This window comes from Sphingorhabdus sp. YGSMI21, from assembly GCF_002776575.1.
GTDB lineage: Bacteria > Pseudomonadota > Alphaproteobacteria > Sphingomonadales > Sphingomonadaceae > Parasphingorhabdus.
In genome coordinates this window covers 2,082,654-2,099,861 of record NZ_CP022548.1, presented here as the reverse complement: position 1 = coordinate 2,099,861, position 17,208 = coordinate 2,082,654, and the positions used below count along the sequence as shown (strand labels likewise).

Below are 17,208 nucleotides of genomic sequence, written 5' to 3'. Positions count from 1 at the left end.
AGCGCTCCGCACCAAGTGCGGAGCACAACACTGTTGTCTCCCGCCAAAAGCAATGCCAAAGACCCAGCCATGACATTAGATAAAAATTTCGACCCCGCCGCCATCGAAACGCGCTGGTATGAACATTGGGAAAACAAGGGCCTGTTCCGGCCGGAACGCGATGATCGCGAGCCGTTCACGATTGTGAACCCGCCCCCCAATGTCACCGGGTCGCTGCATATCGGTCATGCGCTGGACAATACGCTGCAGGACATCATCATCCGGCACGAGCGGTTGAAGGGCAAGGATGCGCTCTGGGTCGTCGGCATGGATCATGCCGGCATCGCCACCCAGATGGTGGTCGAGCGCCAGATGAACGAGCGCCAGCAAAAGCGCACCGACTTCACCCGCGAGGAGTTTGTCGAGAAAGTCTGGGAGTGGAAAGAGGAAAGCGGCGGCGCGATCACCAAGCAGTTGCGCCGGCTGGGCTGTTCGATGGACTGGTCCAACGAGCGTTTCACCATGGACGAGGGCATGAACGAAGCCGTGCTCAAGGTCTTTGTCGATCTTTTTAATGATGGTCTGATCTATCGCGACAAAAGATTGGTGAACTGGGACCCGGCGCTGAAGACAGCGATTTCCGATCTGGAAGTCGAAACCGTCGACACCAAAGGCAGCTTCTGGCATTTCAAATATCCGTTGGCCGATGGCGTCACGCTGGACAATGGGCAGGATTATATCGAGGTCGCGACGACCCGGCCGGAAACGATGCTCGCCGATATGGCGGTGGCCGTGCATCCGAGCGACGAGCGTTACAAGAGCGTGATCGGCAAGGAAATCGAGCAGCCAATCACCGGGCGCCGGTTCAGAATCGTTGCCGACGAACATGCCGATCCGGAACTGGGTTCGGGCGCGGTGAAAATCACGCCGGGCCATGATTTCAACGATTTCGAGGTCGGCAAGCGCGCGGGCTTTGCCGCCAGCGAGATGCTCAACATGCTCGATGGCGAGGCCAATGTCTGCCAGACCGCCGACGGGCTGGTACCAGACGAATATATCGGGCTGCACCGGTTCAAGAAAGACGGCGTCAATGGCGCCCGCGAACTGGTTGTCCAGCGGCTGAAGGAACAGGGTTTCCTGATCCCGCACGTCAGCGAGAACAAGGATGGCGAACAAGTCGAACATGATGCCGAGCCACGCACCATCGCGACACCTTTCGGTGATCGCGGCGGCGTGGTGATCGAGCCCTGGCTAACCGACCAATGGTATGTCGATGCGGAAACGCTCGCCCAGCCGGCAATCAAGGCCGTGCGCGACGGCGATATCGAAATTGTGCCTAAGAGCTGGGAAAAGACCTATTTCAACTGGATGGAGAATATCCAGCCATGGTGTGTCTCACGGCAACTTTGGTGGGGACATCGCATTCCGGCCTGGTTCGACGAAAATGGCAAAATCTATGTCGCGATGAGCGAAGAGGAGGCACAAGCGCAGGCAGGCGCGGACGTCACGCTTAGCCGTGATCCCGATGTGCTCGACACATGGTTCTCCTCCGCTCTCTGGCCCTTTGGCACGCTCGGCTGGCCGGAACAGACCAAAGACCTCGAACGCCATTACCCCAACGATCTGCTGATCTCCGGCTTTGACATCCTGTTCTTCTGGGATGCGCGGATGGCGATGCAGGGCATCCAGTTCATGAAGGAAGTGCCGTGGAAGCGGCTCTATCTGCACGGACTGGTGCGGGCCGAAGATGGCTCCAAGATGTCCAAGTCCAAGGGCAATGTCGTCGATCCGCTCGGCCTGATCGATCAATATGGCGCCGATGCTCTGCGTTTCTTCATGGCGGCGATGGAAAGCCAGGGCCGCGACATCAAGATGGATGACAAGCGCGTCGAGGGCTATCGCAATTTCGCGACCAAATTGTGGAATGCCTCGCGCTTCTGCGAGGCCAACGGGATCGGCGCAAGCAAGACGCTTGCTGCCCCGGAAGCCGCCCTGCCCGTCAATCGCTGGATCATCAGCGAAGTGGTCGAGACGCAACAGGCGCTCGACAAGGCGCTGACCGACCTGCGTTTCGATGCGGCGGCCAACACCATCTATCACTTCACCTGGGACCGGTTCTGCGACTGGTATCTCGAACTGATCAAGCCGGTTCTGCAGGGTGAGGATGCCGGAACGGCCGACGAAACCCGGATGGTGGCCGGCTGGGTGCTCGACCAGATCATCGTCATGCTCCACCCGTTCATGCCGTTCATTACCGAAGAATTGTGGCATGCGATGGGCGACAGGAAATATGATCTGATCGTCGCGCAATGGCCGGCGCCGAAAGCGGCCGTGGACGCAGACGCCAAATCGGAAATCGACTGGCTGATTAAGCTGATTTCGGAAGTGCGCTCCACCAAGGTCGAGCTCAACATCCCGCCCGGCACCAAAATGTCAGCCCATGTCCGTGATGGGGACGACCATCTGCAGGCAAAGGTGACACGCCAGCACGCCGCGCTCGACCGGGTCGGACGCCTCGAGGCCATTTCCTTCGATCCGGCTCCGGATGGCCCATCCGCGCAGATTGTGGTCGACGGCGCCACCTATGTGCTGCCGCTCGCCGGTGCCATCGATATTGATGCAGAAAAGGCCCGTCTGAACAAGGCGCTGGAAGCCGCGCAGAAAGAAGCCAAATCACTCGGCGGACGTCTCGGTAATCCCAATTTTGTCGAAAAGGCCAAACCGGAAGCGGTCGAGAAAGCCCGTGCCGATCTGGCCGACAAGGAAGCGGAAGCCGGACGCCTGCAGGCAGCTATCGATCGGCTGGGCTGATATCTCCTGAGCAGAAAGGGAAGGTCTGCGCAGGCCAGCCTCTACTGGTTACCTGGAACCGGATGCCCGCAGGGGCGGAATCATCCGCTTGCGGGACTTCGCTTAACCGCTCTCGCCGCGCCGCATCTTTTCCGCGGCAGCGCGCATCCGCTCCGCTCCCTTGCGCATCTTTTCCGCACCGCGGCGCATCTTCGGCGCGCTTTCCAGTAGTTTCTGGGCCGTAATTTTCCGGTCTCCGCGTGCATTCTGTCTGGCAGCTTCGCGTTCGCGGAATTCCGCATCACTCTCCAGCCGGTCTGCATAGGCTTCCATCTGGTCGGCGCCCCGCAGCATCTCCTCCGCGCCATTTTCCATACCATCGGCGCCCTCGGTCATACTGGCCTTCACCTGTGCCTTGATATCCCGGGCGAGCGTTTCACTCCACGTCTTGTCGCGTTCCTGATCCGCATCACGCGCATGAATGGCCATTGCCGGCACTATCGACACTGCGACCAAGCCCAGTCCGGCAATCAGTGGAAAAAAGCGTTTATAAACCATCGGTTTCTCCATATCACTCTGCTGTGCCCGACGCACAGCCGATGACTACAGACGTAATCGATGCATGGAATTTTGACAGCCGCTATCGATCAACAGCCGAGGAAAATGGATAAACTGCCGGCCAGGGATTACCGGCCCTGCGCTCTCCAGCGCTTGATAACCCGCTGGATGATCTCTTCCTCGCCGCCATGTTCGCGCCACAGGTCGGAGAATATGGGATCTTCCGAGGCCGGACGGCGCTCTTCGATGAGCGTATCCAGCGCAACGCGGATCGGTATGGCGACGCCTTCGCCACAGCAGATCACTTCGCGGTTGCGCAAGGCGGGAATGGAGTCGAGAAATCCGCGCGCGCCTTCCGGCATTGCGGCCTTTACGAAGGCCTGATCGCGGTCATTGTTGAGACGCATCGACAGGATGGTGCCGCACTGCGAGAGCACCCCTTCGGCCAGATCTGACGGACGCTGGGTGATCAAACCCAGAGAAACCCCGTATTTCCGGCCTTCCTTGGCGATCCTGCTTAGGATGTCGCGGACGCTGCTTTCCTCGGCAACATCGTCATTGGGGATGTAGCGATGCGCTTCCTCGCAGACCAGAAGCATCGGCCGCTGCGCCTCATTACGGGCCCAGATCGCATAGTCGAACACCAGCCGGCTGAGAACGGAAACCACCGTCGGCGTGATCTCGGACGGCATCGCCGAAACATCGATGATCGAAATCGGTTTGCCCTCGGAAGGCAGCCGGAAAATCTTGGCGAGAAACGCCGCCATTGTATCGCCGACGAGCATGCCGGAGAACATGAAGCTGTACCGCGGATCGGCCTTGATTTCGTCGATTTTCGATTTCAGCCGCTGATAGGGCGCGCTGTTGGTAGCCTTGTCGAGCTTGCCCATTTCATTCTGCAGAATCGTTGTCAGATCGGACAACAGATAGGGAACCGGTGAATCCACGGTCAGCTTGGTGATATTGGCGGCCCCCTGGTTCTTGGCCTTTGCCGCCAGCAGACATTTGGCCAGAATATCACAGTCCATCTGCTTGGCGTCACCCCTGGACTGGACGAACACTTCGCAATGTTCGCGGAAATTCATCAACCAATAGGGAAGATTCAGATTGTTCACATCGAACAATTTCCCATTATCCTTGAAGGCCGCCGAATATTCACCGTGTGGATCGATCATCAGGATATGGCCTTCGGGCGCAAGATCGCAGATTTTATGGAGAATCAGCGCTGCTGCTGTCGATTTACCGGTACCGGTCGAACCGAGAAGCGCGAAATGCTTGCCGAGCATGGCGTCAACGTAGAGCGCGCCGCGGATATCGTCTGTCGGGTAGACGGTGCCAACCTCTACATTGGCGCGACCGTCAGAGGCATAGATCTGCTTGAGATCGGCTGTCGTCACGGCATAGACCACCGAAGCCGGGGTCGGGTAGCGGGTCACACCGCGGCGGAAATTATAGATCTGGCCGGTCAGTTTTTCCTCGTCGCCCTCGCCGAGAAAATCGATCTCGGCCACCACAAGCCCGGTCTGGCCTTCAAACAGCCTCTGGGTGCGGATATTGGCGAGCAGCCATGTCTGGCCGACACGGATCTTGACCTGACTACCGACTTGCCCTGCCATTTTCACGGTCGGATCGCTATGGTCCATAAGTCCCGCGAGCACGGCGGTGTCCATGATAATTTTGGAACCCGATCCGGCGATTTCGATGACTTCGCCAATCTTGTGGCTTTCGCTGCGCTGCGAGATGGCCCCCTGATTCTCATCCTCTATCGGTTCGACTTCGGAATCCGCAAGAGGCCTTGCGGCGGGAAAATTATGAGAACCCATATCGGACATTGGTGTTTTTCCTGTTTTGCTGGTCAGAACACCGGACTAGTCGATCATGGTTAAAGAAGATTTACTGGAGCACCAGAAAGGCTGCCCAGCGGTACCCGCGATCGAGCGAGCATTACATCTTGCGGAACAAATAGCCCGCTGACCAGCCGAGTACGACCGAAATGAGCACGGCGATAAGTCCGTAGAGAAAGCCGTAATTCTGGGCCATATTGGTGATGAAACGCCCCATCCCCGTCTTTTCGATGGTGATCTCTTTGACCTCGGCCGCCTCCACCCGACCATCGATGACCAGAAAGGTTTCCGCCGTATAATCTCCCACCGGTACGCTCGCCGGCAGGTTGATCCGCGCCTGATATAGTACGCTGTTGGTGATCTTGACGCTGTTCGGCAGGTTCTTGAACAAATTGCCCCGCGAATTCAGGTCGACCAGCCCGTCGACAAAGCGGTCCAGCTCGCGGCTGTCGATCGCTCCGGCCGGAGAAAGCTGCAAATGGTGCAGGCCTAATTCATAAATATCTGCGGTCTTGCCATCGACAATCTCGTCGAGCGGCTTGGAGGATGCTACCGCGTAAAAGCCGGGGGCAGACCGAAACTCGCTGCTCGCCGCGTTAATCCAGATCCCGGCGATCTGCTGCTTTTCGCGCACGACGATCGATTCGACCGGCCCCTTGAGCACGACCACGATATCGGCCCGATCGGTGTTGCGAGTACCCGGCGGGTAGGTAATGGCACCAAAAAGCAGCAATTGTGCCCCGTTGAAATCGCCCTTGATGCTGATCCGGTCTTGCGACACTTCGGGAACCAGCACCGGCGTCGCGCCGACGGTCAGCAGGGCGATGCCGAAAAGCGCAAGCAAGCGGGGCAAAAGGCGCCGGCTCTGGTTCACAGGATCTGGACCGTGTAGATTTCGGCCGGCTGGAACCCCAGACCCAATGCCATCCGTATTGCAACCAGCAGCACCATGGATGCCAGCGCCAGACGCAGATATTCAGGGCGCATCCGCTGGGCGAATTTTGCACCGAGTTGTGCGCCCGTCACGCTTCCGAGCAGCAACAGCGAGGCCAGCACGATATCCACCGCTCGCGTGGTCATGCTGTGCATCATCGTCGAAGCGATGGTAACAAACAGGATCTGGAACAGCGAGGTCCCCACCACGACCTGTGCGCCCATGCCAAGCAGGTAAAGCATCGCCGGTACCATGATGAAACCGCCACCGACACCCAGCAACATGGTCAATATGCCGGTGAGCAGGCCAAGCACGAAGGGGGCGATTGGCGAAATATACAGACCGGACCGGTAAAAGCGCCAGCGAAAGGGAAGATTGGCCACAAGCGGGTGATGACGTCGCTTGCGGGCCGGCAACGGCTTGCCGGCACGAAAGGCGCGAACGCTCTGCAGGGACTCCTTGAACATCAGACCACCGATACTGGACAGCATCAGGACGTAGAGGACATTGATGACGGTATCGATCTGGCCCCAGGTCTGCAGAATCTGGAACAGCCCGGTTCCTACAATTGTGCCGACGATGCCGCCGGCCACCAATATCGCGCCCATCCGGAAATCGACGCCCTTGCGGCGCATATGTGCGGCAACACCCGAAATGCTGGCGCCGGTGACCTGGGTAGAGGCAGACGCGGCGGCGACCGTTGGCGGGATTCCGTAAAAGATCAGCAGCGGCGTGGTAAGAAATCCGCCGCCAACGCCAAACATGCCGGATAATATGCCCACCAGCCCGCCGAGAAGGATGATGACGAACGCATTAACCGATAAATTGGCGATTGGCAGATATATGTCCATATAACCACTGGACTAATCTCTTTTTGTTACGGGATAAAGGGCGTTGCTGCCTTGCGGGTGCGAATTCAATCCGATCGACGGGCTGGAATGCATCGTCGCCGGATCAAAAGCCCGACGAGACGGTCAGGGCCGCTCCGTTGCCGGGCTTGGCATTCCCCGCCACCCGCACCCGCCAGTCAATAGCGAGGCGCGCGGATATCGGGCCGACGGGGAGGGCCAGACCGAGGCGGGGGCCAACATCGACGCGGTGGATATCGCGTTGACCACCGGCCCAGGCGCCGGGACCAAGGGAAAGCCTCGCCGCTCCGCGTTCCGCTATCGGTCGTTGCAGAGTCGCTGCCCCGTCAAAGAAATAGCTTTCATTCCGGCCCAGAATATAGCCACCCTGGGCATAGGTCTCGAGCACAAATTTTTCCGCGATATGATCCGGACCACTGCCGCCTGTCACAAGAAAAGCGGTCCCCGAAGAGTTCCCCTGCCCGGCATCAAAACGTTGCTCAGCCTGCAGGGCGATGGGCAGGTCCCGGACCGGCCGGAGGCGGGTGCCCAGCGCGATCTCCTTCTGGCTCCACGGATTTAGCGCGGCGGAGAACCGGCCATAGACCGACAGTTCCGGCAACGGCCGGTCCAATAGCCGATAGGATAAGATCGCGCCGGCCTGACTGCCACCATATTGACCATTGGCCGGCGATTGCCCGACATGCAGTTGCAGCCTCTCCTCCGCGTGCGAGTTTTGCCGCGCGAAAATCCAGAAATAGGCGGCGAAGCGGGCGTCTCGATGAAGGTCGGGCGGGTGCGAAAAAGGCGGCCCCGTACCGACGCGATCACGGGATGCCGCTTCATTCGGGGTGAATGCGGCAGGTAGGAAGAAACCGCGGACTTCCTCTGGGTCCTGCCACCGCCAGAGTGAGCGAACCGGCACGACTGGCACCCGCGCCTCTGTCACCGGAAACTCGCCTGTATCACTCCGCGCAATGGAGAGATTGTCGTGATCGGAATGGCCTTCGCCGTCGCGCCCGCTCTCGATCGGTAAGGCCAATGACCGTGCAGGACCCGGCTGACGCCAGCTTTTCACAACCTGTTGCGCTGCATTGTTGCCTGCCGGCTCCAAAGGCTTCGAAGCGATATTAGCCGGACTCTGCCATGCGAACAGACGTACCACTATCCAGATCGCCGCCAGACTGGCCATTGCCCGCAAAGGCGCCCCGGCAGTGGTCGCCGGCAAAAGCTCAGCCTCGACCGCCCGCGGTGGTTTGCGGTCGGAGTTGCTGGACATCACGGGCGTCGGGATAGAAATGGCTGGTTTTTTCCCATTGGGCGGGCTGGCCGGCCAGCTGGCTGATATATTGGCTGAGCGCGCGCCACACTGCCATGATATTGATCAGATTCGCCACGACCGTCCGCGGTATTGACAAAAATGCCTCGCGCAACCCGTATAGCGAAAAGACGAAGCAGAATTTCATCAGCAGACGCCACAGCAGAAAGCCGAAATTGAGAAACAGCAATGTCTCCAGAATAGCGGACACGGGCCGGGGCTGGTAGATTCCAGTCATCCCGGCGAGCTGCAACAGGCCCATCAGGATGATGGCGATATAGGCAATGGCGACGATTATGGCAGCAAAGCTGGCCTTGCGATCGCGCAGGCGCATCCAGTTTTCCCGCCAGCTGTTCTGCCAGCCCAGCCGGTCCCATCCGGACAGGGAAATGCCGGCCATCCAGCGGCTTTTCTGGCGTATGGCGTCTTCCAGCTTTTCCGGGAAGAATTCCTGGGTGGCGACCAGCTGCCCGTTCCGGTCGCGCAACCGGGCAAAAATGCCCCGGGCCTCTCCACCGGTCAGATGCAGCCCCAGTTCGTAATCTTCGGTCAGGCTGCCCGCATCAAAGGGTTTGCCCCGGGTTCTCACCGATAGTTTCTGCAGCCCTTCCCTGGCAAAGGCGCAGCCGACACCGGCGGAAGGTATGGACGCGCCGAGCGCCTCCCGCAGCACCATTTGCTTGCCGTGCAATTCGGCAAACTCATCGCCATAATGGCCGGCGACCCAGCGCGATCTCTTGGCCCGTCGGGGGATGACGGGCAACTGGATCAATACAGCGCGTCCAATCAGATGTCTGAACAGTTTCAATGCTTCGGAGTGCACGATATCTTCCGCATCATGCAGAATGATCGCGGCATAATTGCTGTTTTCCTCAATCTCGTCGCGGCAGAGAGCATCCCAGAGATGATTGAGGCAATCGGCCTTGGTGGTCGGTCCGTCCCGCCGGCAGACGACCAGCCTGACCTTTTCGCACCCCCGGGATGCCGCTGCCACGGCTGCGACCGTTTCGGCATCATTGGGATAGCATCCCACGTAAATCCGGTAGTCGCTTTCGGTCCACTGTTGCAGACAGCGGCGCAGCATCGGACCGATGACCGCGGCCTCTTTCCAGGCCGGTACAAAGATCGCCATACGGCTATCGGGGGACGGATTTTCGAGATTTTCGACGGTCACCCGTTGGTGGCGCGAATAGACGAACAGTCTGCGTTTCAATCTGTGAAAGAGCCACAGGCCATCAAACAGAAGATCGTCGACCGCACCGATCAGGAAGGACAGGCTGGCGAACAGCAGCAATTCCTTCTGCAGGACATCGAGAAACGGCAGAAATTGATCGCTTGCCATGGACATACTCCGGGTGTTCGCAAAAGCGGTGCCTCTGCGAGATAATCTCCAAAATGATCAAGATTTCACTGGTCTACTGCTTGTCCATCCTAACCGGACCTGATCGCGCGCGCCCTCAGCGAAGGCTTGTTCTCACGGGATCCGATCGCCAGCGCGAGCAGCATCGGATAAGCCCAGAAGACAGCTCCCGTCCCCAATGCTCGGGGAGTTATTTGTGGCGCCACAGTCATCGCTGTATGAGTTGTTACGGCAAGCAGGTGAAAGGCTGTTGCCCACAGCGGCCAGAAACGACTTGATTTAAGTGACAGCCAAATCAGCGCAAAGAGCGCCACGACATCAACGACAAATATTCCAACTTCCAATTTAGCCCACGAACTTCCGAAAGAGCGAGCAACCGCCAGGGTAGATAATGATCCAAATATCATAATCGTCGCTCCGAGATATTCCGAACGCGCGCCGCGCAATATTGCATATCCGCAACAGGCGAACAGAAACATATAATAAAGGTAGGCCCAGATCGTGTTGAAGATCACTGTGTCATATCTAGTTCTTGACCAAGCCTATCTTCAATTGAGACAACCTAATTAGTGAGAGGCTAGGCTGCATGGTCTGCCATATTGACGATGTTCTCGTCCTTTGTCCGAGCAAGTTCTGCTGGCTTTGCGCCGGTGCTCCCCATCGCCATCGTTCGCAGGCCGATCTGGTCTCGCGTTTCGGCCAGATGGTTGTGGGTCGACACCAGATGGCCTCTCGCCGCAACCAGTGCAGACAGGCTCTCCGCCGCCTGGGCTATTGCATTCTGTCCGACAACAGCCGAGAGTCCGGCGTTCGTCCGTGCAACCGGCATATATCCGGCCAGATCAGACACTCTGCATATTGCGTCGTCGATGGCCTGTTCCGCTGCAAAGAGTCTTTTCGCCAAATTCTCGGCTGCGTCTCGTCGTTGTTTTAGCATCTTCGTTCCTTTCCTCAGGCTGCAAGATCACACGTGTATTCGTGCGAAATCGTAATCGGGCGAATGCGTTGGCCGGAGGGGGGTGCCGCTTATCCGTTGAGCCGGGAAAGCGCTTCCAGTCCTGCGACCAAACCGCCAAAAGATAAGGCGGATCCAATCGCAATGGCCAATATCCATCCCAACCGCTCGACCGTAGCAAGTCGGTTTTTCTCACCACGGAAACGTGGAAGGGGAAACGGCCGGCGCGTGATTTCGGCTTGCTCCAAAGCCACGATAGCGCTGCCGCTATCCGCATTCGCACCATCATCCGTTCCGCCGGTTTTTCTGTCCTTGGGTCTCCCGGATGACGATCCCTGTTCGCTGGTTTGACCGGCGAGCTCAACGGTCGACGATTGATATATCAATGGTTGATACGACTGTTGCTGATTTTCGGCTGCGAATTTCCGCGCCGCCTCGAAACGCGACTGCACGTTCAAAATTCGCATGGCCGTGCGCAATCTCTGATCCACCGTATGCGGGGACACGCCCAGCTCGCGTGCAATTTCCTTCGAATTGAGATGTGCCAGCACCAGTCGCAAGCAGTCGCGCTGCCCGTCGTTCAACCGGTCAATATTGCTTAACCCCATTGCAATGAGAACCTGTCGAATCGGTAATGCGGAAAAGCGGGAACTGTCATATCGGAATTAAAACCCGATCGATCTTGTTCAGATAAGGTCGAAAATGACCACCCTATTGCCATTGAGGCCCCCTAATTTTTCAATTAGCTCCATGGTTTTCTGAATGACCATTACCAGATAGTTCGATAATTTTGAATTATTATTGGAATGCCACCCAGACGCTCGAGTCCGGAAAGACTTCCGACTTCGCGGAACTGCCTTTGAAGTCCAAACTATGCTGGACTTGACCACGGGTTCAGGCCATCAAACAAAGAAAACGATGGAGAGAGCATGAACGCTACACAGGCAGCGCCCCTGACAAATACCGGGCTGGCATATCGATCCGACGGATATCGCAATTATGTCATCATCTCGTTGATGCTTCTCTACACGCTGAACTTTATCGATCGCATATTGATCGGTGTCGTCGCTCAGCCGATCATTGAAGAATTTAAATTGCAGGACTGGCAATTCGGCTTGCTATCCGGCTTCGGCTTTGCCCTGATGTACACGGTCATGGGGATACCGATTGCCCGGCTTGCCGAGCGAATGAACCGCGTCAAGATCATCGCCGCCAGTGTGATCCTCTGGTCGTTGATGACCGCATTGTGCGGGATTGCCGGTAGTTTCATCGCCCTGCTTGTATTCCGTATCGGCGTCGGCATCGGGGAAGCAGGTCTGACGCCTGCTGCCAACTCGATCATCTCCGACTATTTTCCGCCGCGCAGCCGCGCGCGGGCAATCGCGATCTACACCATGGGTATTACATTGGGTGGCGTTCTGGCCAATGCCTTCGGCGGACCGATCACCGAATTATTTTCCTGGCGCGAGGCGTTTCTGGCGCTCGGTGTACCAGGCGTCCTTTTCGGCCTGATTTTCCTGTTTACCGTAGAGGAGCCACCGCGCGGCTACGCCGATCCGCCGACCGCAACCAAACCCCATAAAATGGGCATCACCGAGACGGTACAGGAGCTATCGGGCAAACGCAGCTTCTGGATCAATATGATCGCGGCTGCCCTTGTCGCCTTTGTTGGCTATGGGGTCAGCAACTTCCAGGTCGCTTTCTTCCAGCGCGTGCATGAAATGTCGATTTCGGAAGTAACCCTGCAGATAGCCGTCCCGCTGGGGCTCGCCGCATCCTTCGGCGCCTTTTTCACCGGCTATCTGACCGAGAAGCTGAGCGGTCGCTATCCCAATGTCGTGGCATGGTTGCCGGGTGTCATGCTAATCATCTGCGTTCCGCTATACTGGATCGGCTTCACCACCGGCAGCGTGCCCTTCGCGCTGACAGCGTTGCTGTTCGCTGCGGTCCTTCATTATGGCTATCTCGGCGCGCAATATACCATCTGTCAGGGCGTCGCGAGCCCGCAATCCAGAGCAACCGCCGTTGCCCTGTTCCTCTTCATCGTCAATCTTATCGGCTATGGCTGCGGCCCACTCGTCATGGGCATCGCCAGCGACCTGCTGATGAATGCCGATCTTGCGGCATCGCAGTTTGCTGCCGAGTTGACCGGACAGATATGCAAGGGCAAACCGGAAGAACTGATCGCCACCCTCGGTGCCGCCAAGGCTGACGCATGCCTGACCGCCAGCGCGGAAGGACTGCGCTGGTCGATGATCTATATCGTCGGTATATTCTTCGTCGCTGGCGCCCTGTATATTCATGTCTGCAAAACGCTGCAAAAAGACCTCGTCGCGAAAATGAGCTAAGCCGTTATGACCCGACCTCAGCCCTGGCAGCTTGATCCTGCCAACTATTCCGTGTCGCTGGTTACCCAGACCCGCTTTCAGGATATCGACCCCAACCGGCACCTCAACAATGTCGCCTTTGCAACCATGTTCGAAAATGCCCGTGTGCGGTTCAACCGGTCCTTGCGCCCCTGGGCGGACCGGCCGAGGAACGAGCGGAGCATGGTCGCGGCCGTGACGATCAACTATCTCCGCGAAGGGCAGTTCCCCGACGATGTCGAGATCAGTTCGGGCGTCAGCAAGATCGGGCGTTCTAGCTATGTCATCGCGCAGGCGATGTTCCAGAACGGCCAGTGCATCGCCACCTGCGAGTCCGTCATCGTCTGCCGCACCGACGGCGAGGGCCGGCCGCTGCGGGCAGAGGTCGTCGCGGAACTGGAGAAAATGCGAACCACCGGTTAGTATCTTCCCGGTACGGGGCGTTTGCACCAAGCTCGTCGAACTGCCGATATACTCTTGAGAGATCCTTCGACAGGCTCAGGACGAACGGCAACATGCAAATCAGTCGACAAAATTCGCCGCGCGCTTCTGCATGAACGCCATAACCGCTTCCACCTGATTGGGCGTACGGGCGACCTTGTCCTGCCCAACGGATTCCGCCATCAATATCTCGTCTTCGTTCATATCCGGCAGCTTGTTGATCAGGTCTTTGGCAATCTGTACGGCCTGCGGATGCTTGCTGGCGATCTCGGCGGCAATTTCCATGGCCTTGGCGTGCGGGTCATCCGACAGATGGGTGACAAAGCCCAGTTCCTTGCCTTCCTCGCCGGTAAAGATGCGGTTGGTATAGGTCAGCTCGCGCAGGATATCGTCGCGCACAAAGCTGCGCCAGGTCGTGTAGCTGCCCATATCCGGGATCAGCCCCCAGCGCATTTCCATGATCGACATTTTCGCGTCCGGTGCGACCACGCGGATGTCGGCAGCGCTGGCAAATTGCAGCCCGCCGCCAATGCACGGCCCATGGATCGCGGCAATAACCGGTGCTTTTAGCCGCCGCCAAAGCAGCACGATATGCTGATATTTATTGGCGTTGCCGAAGGTTCGGTCGGTCAGCGTGTTGGCGAGGGGCGATTTTTCACTGTCGCTCTTCTCTTCCGAAGCCGAGGCTGCGGATGCGGCAAAACTACCCATATCGAGGCCCGCGCAAAAGGCCTTACCTTCGCCGGACAGGACAATGGCTCTTATGCCCTCCATCGCCGCCAGCTTTTCCCCGGCTTCGACGATCGCATCAATCTGCGCAGCATCAAGCGCGTTCATCTTGTCGGGGCGGTTGAACCGGACATCGGCGATATGATCCTTGACGGTGATGGTGACGCGTTCTGACATATTTCATCCTTTGCTCTTCCCCGATCGCTTGGAGCGAAGTCGGGCAGCCTGATATTCCCATCGTGTCTCGACTGCGCTGGACACGAACGGAAATGAAGATTCGTTGCTATATTGAGCCCTGTTTAATCGCCCAATTAACAAGCGGCAACTGGTCATTGCCAAAATACATTCTTTCGCCCTCGCCAAAAGGCACGAAAATGCTCGGCGAACCATAAGCGCCACGGGCAATGGCCTCTTCGGTATTGGCGCGCAGCCGGTCCTTGATCTCCTGATCTTGCGTCCGCGCCGCCAGAGCAGCACCGTCCAGGCCGGCCTCGTCGGCGATCGCGATCAACACTGCCGGATCATCGAGATTGCGCTGGTCACCATAATAAGCGTTGAATGCGGCGGTCGCGAACTTGTGCAGCGCCGCCTGATCATCCTCCAGCGCACAACAGAGCCGCATGGCATGGACCGACTTGACCGGATGGTGCTCGCTCGGAAAATTCATTGGCAGCCCGGCCAGCTTTGCCCAGTCCTTAAGCACTCGAAAACTGTGGACGAATTTGCGATTGTCGGGGTTTTCCCGTGCGGCATAGACATCCTGATTGACCGCATTGAACACGCCACCGACAAGAAACGGTTTCCAGACAATTGATGCGCCATTCTCATTGATGATCGGTTGAATATTGTGGAAGGCGAGGCATGTCCATGGCGAGGAAAGATCGAAATAGAAATCGACTGTTTTCATATATCAGTTCCTTTTATCACTCCGTGTTCCGCACTTGATGCGGAACCTTGACGGCCAGCGCATTGCATCGAGAGCTCCGCATCAGGTGCGGAGCACAGCGCGATCGACCTATTCCTCCAGCCCGAACAAGGTTTTGCGCGTCTGCGCATCATCCTGCGGATTGCGATTGATCTTGTCCCGGCCGACAGCCATCCCGCGGCGCAGACCTTCGCGCTGTTTGAGCGTCTCGTACCAGCGCTTCACATGGGCGAAGTCATCGAGGTTGATTTCCTGACGCTTGTAAGTCTGCACCCAGGGGAAGCAGGACATGTCGGCGATGCTGTAATCTTCGCCCGCGAGATAGTCATGGTCCGCCAGACGCCGGTCCATCACGCCAAACAGTCGCAGCACTTCCTTGCGATAGCGCTCGGTCGCATATTCGATCCGTTCCGGTGCATAGAGTTTGAAATGGCCATGCTGGCCCATCATCGGCCCCAGCCCGCCCATCTGCCACATCAGCCATTCGGTCGCAGCAATCTGTCCGCGCAAATCATGCGGCAGAAAATCCTCCGCCTTGTCCGCCAGATAAAGCAGGATCGCACCGGTCTCAAAAACGTTCACAGGTTCGCCGCCATCCGCCGGATCATGATCGACAATGGCGGGAATCCGGTTGTTCGGGCTGATTGCGAGAAAATCCGGTTCGAACTGCTCGCCGGCACCGATGTTCACCCATTTGATATCATAGTCGAGCCCGCTCTCCTCGAGCATGACCGAAATCTTCCAGCCATTGGGGGTCGGAGCGAAATAGAGGTCGATCACAAGATCATCCCCAGCGCAAATTCACGCCTGCCAGTCGCCGGATCCGCCATCAAATCGCTTCGCTTTGCCCCGGCGTATTGACACCCATTTTCTGCAAATATTTCTTCACATTGCGCGCGGCCTGACGAATGCGCTGCTCGTTTTCGACCATCGCGATACGGACAAACCCCTCGCCATCCTCGCCATAGCCGACGCCGGGCGCGACCGCGACACCGGCTTCGGTCAGCAGCTGCTTGGAAAATTCGAGGCTGCCCATATGCGCCAGTTGCGGCGGCAAGGGAGCCCAGGCGAACATCGAAGCGGCGGGTGGCGGAATCTCCCAGCCCGCCCGGCCAAAGCTTTCCACCAGCACATCGCGACGCTTGTGATAGAGTTCGCGATTTTGCGCGACCTGATCCTGAGGACCGTTGAGCGCCGCGCAAGCCGCGGCCTGGATCGGCGTGAAACTGCCATAGTCGATATAGCTTTTGACCCGGCTTAGCGCACTGATCAGTGTCTGGTTCCCGACCGCGAAACCGACCCGCCAGCCGGCCATCGAATAGGTCTTGCTGAGCGAGGTGAATTCCACCGCGACATCTTTCGCGCCCGGCACCTGCAATATCGAAGGCGTCGGGTTGCCATCATAATAAAGTTCGGAATAGGCCAGATCGGAGAGAAGCCAAACCTTATTTTCCTTCGCCCAGGCCACCAGCCGCTCGTAGAACGCGAGATCAACGACTTCCGCGGTCGGATTGGAAGGATAATTGACCACCAGCAAAGTGGGCCGTGGCACGGTAAAGGCCATCGCCCGTTCCAGCGATTCCCAATAATGTTCGTCGGGCGTGGTCGGCACGCTGCGAATGGTCGCACCGGCGATGATAAAGCCGAATGTATGGATCGGGTAGCTCGGGTTTGGAGCAAGGATACAGTCGCCCGGCGCGGTTATCGCCGTTGCCAGACTGGCCAGGCCCTCCTTCGACCCCAGCGTCACCACGACTTCGGTTTCGGGATCGAGATCCACGCCAAAGCGGCGGCCATAATAATTGGCCTGTGCCTTGCGCAAACCCGGAATACCCTTCGAGGCCGAATAGCCGTGCGCGTCGGGCTTTTGCGCAACTTCGCAAAGCTTGTCGATGACATGCTGCGGCGGTGGCAGATCAGGGTTGCCCATGCCGAGATCAATAATGTCTTCGCCGGCCGCTCGCGCCGCTGCCCGCATGTTATTGACTTCGGCAATCACATAGGGTGGCAGTCGCTTGATGCGGTAAAACTCTTCGGACATTATTGATCGTTTCTTGCATTAAATGTTAAAGGGCCCCCGCTTTGCGTAATTTTCGCGTGAATGTCGAGTGCTAGTGAATGGTAATTGTACGTAAAGACATGTCGTGTCGCACCATGCGCT

16 protein-coding genes are annotated in these 17,208 nt (G+C 57.9%); 3 read left to right on the top strand and 13 right to left on the bottom strand.

Features of this window, described 5'->3' with window-relative positions:
- Positions 1-69: 69 nt before the first annotated feature.
- Entirely contained in the window at positions 70-2,790 is a 2,721-nt protein-coding gene (locus tag CHN51_RS10240; RefSeq protein ID WP_100095549.1) for a valine--tRNA ligase, read from the top strand.
- Between the two features lie 102 nt (positions 2,791-2,892).
- Here the strand turns inward: CHN51_RS10240 and CHN51_RS10235 are convergent, their stop codons facing one another.
- The 9 genes from CHN51_RS10235 to CHN51_RS10195 form a co-directional block, all read right to left on the bottom strand.
- Positions 2,893-3,327, bottom strand: a complete 435-nt coding sequence (locus CHN51_RS10235) for a hypothetical protein (RefSeq protein WP_100093931.1) — start codon at positions 3,325-3,327, stop codon at positions 2,893-2,895.
- 128 nt (positions 3,328-3,455) lie between these two features.
- A complete protein-coding gene (locus CHN51_RS10230; RefSeq protein ID WP_100093930.1) occupies positions 3,456-5,159 on the bottom strand; it encodes an ATP-binding protein in 1,704 nt (567 codons plus the stop codon).
- Between the two features lie 112 nt (positions 5,160-5,271).
- Positions 5,272-6,024 carry a TIGR02186 family protein gene (locus CHN51_RS10225; protein WP_206169883.1) on the bottom strand — a complete coding sequence of 251 codons (753 nt, stop codon included), beginning with the start codon at positions 6,022-6,024 and terminating at the stop codon, positions 5,272-5,274.
- Positions 6,025-6,041: 17 nt separating this feature from the next.
- Positions 6,042-6,956 (bottom strand): sulfite exporter TauE/SafE family protein, encoded by a 915-nt coding sequence (locus tag CHN51_RS10220; RefSeq protein WP_100093928.1) that lies wholly within the window; start codon positions 6,954-6,956, stop codon positions 6,042-6,044.
- Positions 6,957-7,059: 103 nt separating this feature from the next.
- Positions 7,060-8,232 carry a hypothetical protein gene (locus tag CHN51_RS10215; RefSeq protein WP_100093927.1) on the bottom strand — a complete coding sequence of 391 codons (1,173 nt, stop codon included), beginning with the start codon at positions 8,230-8,232 and terminating at the stop codon, positions 7,060-7,062.
- On the bottom strand, positions 8,186-9,613 hold the full coding sequence (locus CHN51_RS10210; RefSeq protein ID WP_100093926.1) for a glycosyl transferase family protein: 1,428 nt from the start codon (positions 9,611-9,613) through the stop codon (positions 8,186-8,188). Before CHN51_RS10210 ends, CHN51_RS10215 begins: the two co-directional genes overlap by 47 nt.
- Before the next feature lie 89 nt (positions 9,614-9,702).
- Positions 9,703-10,146: a hypothetical protein gene (locus tag CHN51_RS10205; protein ID WP_100093925.1), complete on the bottom strand. Its 444-nt coding sequence runs from the start codon at positions 10,144-10,146 to the stop codon at positions 9,703-9,705.
- A 62-nt stretch (positions 10,147-10,208) separates the two neighbouring features.
- Positions 10,209-10,568, bottom strand: a complete 360-nt coding sequence (locus tag CHN51_RS10200; RefSeq protein WP_100093924.1) for a hypothetical protein — start codon at positions 10,566-10,568, stop codon at positions 10,209-10,211.
- 89 nt (positions 10,569-10,657) lie between these two features.
- Complete coding sequence (locus CHN51_RS10195; protein ID WP_100093923.1) at positions 10,658-11,194, bottom strand: LuxR C-terminal-related transcriptional regulator; 537 nt, start codon at positions 11,192-11,194, stop codon at positions 10,658-10,660.
- Between the two features lie 321 nt (positions 11,195-11,515).
- Between CHN51_RS10195 and CHN51_RS10190 the strand changes: the two genes are divergently transcribed.
- Positions 11,516-12,934 (top strand): MFS transporter, encoded by a 1,419-nt coding sequence (locus tag CHN51_RS10190; protein WP_100093922.1) that lies wholly within the window; start codon positions 11,516-11,518, stop codon positions 12,932-12,934.
- Positions 12,935-12,940: 6 nt separating this feature from the next.
- Positions 12,941-13,375 carry an acyl-CoA thioesterase gene (locus CHN51_RS10185; RefSeq protein ID WP_100093921.1) on the top strand — a complete coding sequence of 145 codons (435 nt, stop codon included), beginning with the start codon at positions 12,941-12,943 and terminating at the stop codon, positions 13,373-13,375.
- Between the two features lie 99 nt (positions 13,376-13,474).
- Here CHN51_RS10185 and CHN51_RS10180 read toward each other — a convergent pair whose 3' ends face one another.
- The 4 genes from CHN51_RS10180 to CHN51_RS10165 all read right to left on the bottom strand — a co-directional run bounded on the left by CHN51_RS10180 (position 13,475) and on the right by CHN51_RS10165 (position 17,088).
- On the bottom strand, positions 13,475-14,299 hold the full coding sequence (locus CHN51_RS10180) for a crotonase/enoyl-CoA hydratase family protein (protein WP_100093920.1): 825 nt from the start codon (positions 14,297-14,299) through the stop codon (positions 13,475-13,477).
- Positions 14,300-14,405: 106 nt separating this feature from the next.
- Positions 14,406-15,029 carry a 2-hydroxychromene-2-carboxylate isomerase gene (locus CHN51_RS10175; RefSeq protein ID WP_100093919.1) on the bottom strand — a complete coding sequence of 208 codons (624 nt, stop codon included), beginning with the start codon at positions 15,027-15,029 and terminating at the stop codon, positions 14,406-14,408.
- A gap of 108 nt (positions 15,030-15,137) precedes the next feature.
- On the bottom strand, positions 15,138-15,827 hold the full coding sequence (locus tag CHN51_RS10170; RefSeq protein ID WP_100093918.1) for a glutathione binding-like protein: 690 nt from the start codon (positions 15,825-15,827) through the stop codon (positions 15,138-15,140).
- A 49-nt stretch (positions 15,828-15,876) separates the two neighbouring features.
- A complete protein-coding gene (locus CHN51_RS10165; RefSeq protein WP_100093917.1) occupies positions 15,877-17,088 on the bottom strand; it encodes an LL-diaminopimelate aminotransferase in 1,212 nt (403 codons plus the stop codon).
- Positions 17,089-17,208 lie beyond the last annotated feature (120 nt).

Coding starts and splice junctions, on each gene's coding strand:
- CHN51_RS10180 (WP_100093920.1), bottom strand. CDS start 14,299: ATGTCAGAACGCGTCACCATCACCGTCAAGGATCATATCGCCGATGTC.
- CHN51_RS10230 (WP_100093930.1), bottom strand. CDS start 5,159: ATGTCCGATATGGGTTCTCATAATTTTCCCGCCGCAAGGCCTCTTGCG.
- CHN51_RS10195 (WP_100093923.1), bottom strand. CDS start 11,194: ATGGGGTTAAGCAATATTGACCGGTTGAACGACGGGCAGCGCGACTGC.
- CHN51_RS10220 (WP_100093928.1), bottom strand. CDS start 6,956: ATGGACATATATCTGCCAATCGCCAATTTATCGGTTAATGCGTTCGTC.
- CHN51_RS10165 (WP_100093917.1), bottom strand. CDS start 17,088: ATGTCCGAAGAGTTTTACCGCATCAAGCGACTGCCACCCTATGTGATT.
- CHN51_RS10240 (WP_100095549.1), top strand. CDS start 70: ATGACATTAGATAAAAATTTCGACCCCGCCGCCATCGAAACGCGCTGG.
- CHN51_RS10185 (WP_100093921.1), top strand. CDS start 12,941: ATGACCCGACCTCAGCCCTGGCAGCTTGATCCTGCCAACTATTCCGTG.
- CHN51_RS10210 (WP_100093926.1), bottom strand. CDS start 9,613: ATGGCAAGCGATCAATTTCTGCCGTTTCTCGATGTCCTGCAGAAGGAA.
- CHN51_RS10190 (WP_100093922.1), top strand. CDS start 11,516: ATGAACGCTACACAGGCAGCGCCCCTGACAAATACCGGGCTGGCATAT.
- CHN51_RS10215 (WP_100093927.1), bottom strand. CDS start 8,232: ATGTCCAGCAACTCCGACCGCAAACCACCGCGGGCGGTCGAGGCTGAG.
- CHN51_RS10200 (WP_100093924.1), bottom strand. CDS start 10,568: ATGCTAAAACAACGACGAGACGCAGCCGAGAATTTGGCGAAAAGACTC.
- CHN51_RS10175 (WP_100093919.1), bottom strand. CDS start 15,029: ATGAAAACAGTCGATTTCTATTTCGATCTTTCCTCGCCATGGACATGC.
- CHN51_RS10235 (WP_100093931.1), bottom strand. CDS start 3,327: ATGGTTTATAAACGCTTTTTTCCACTGATTGCCGGACTGGGCTTGGTC.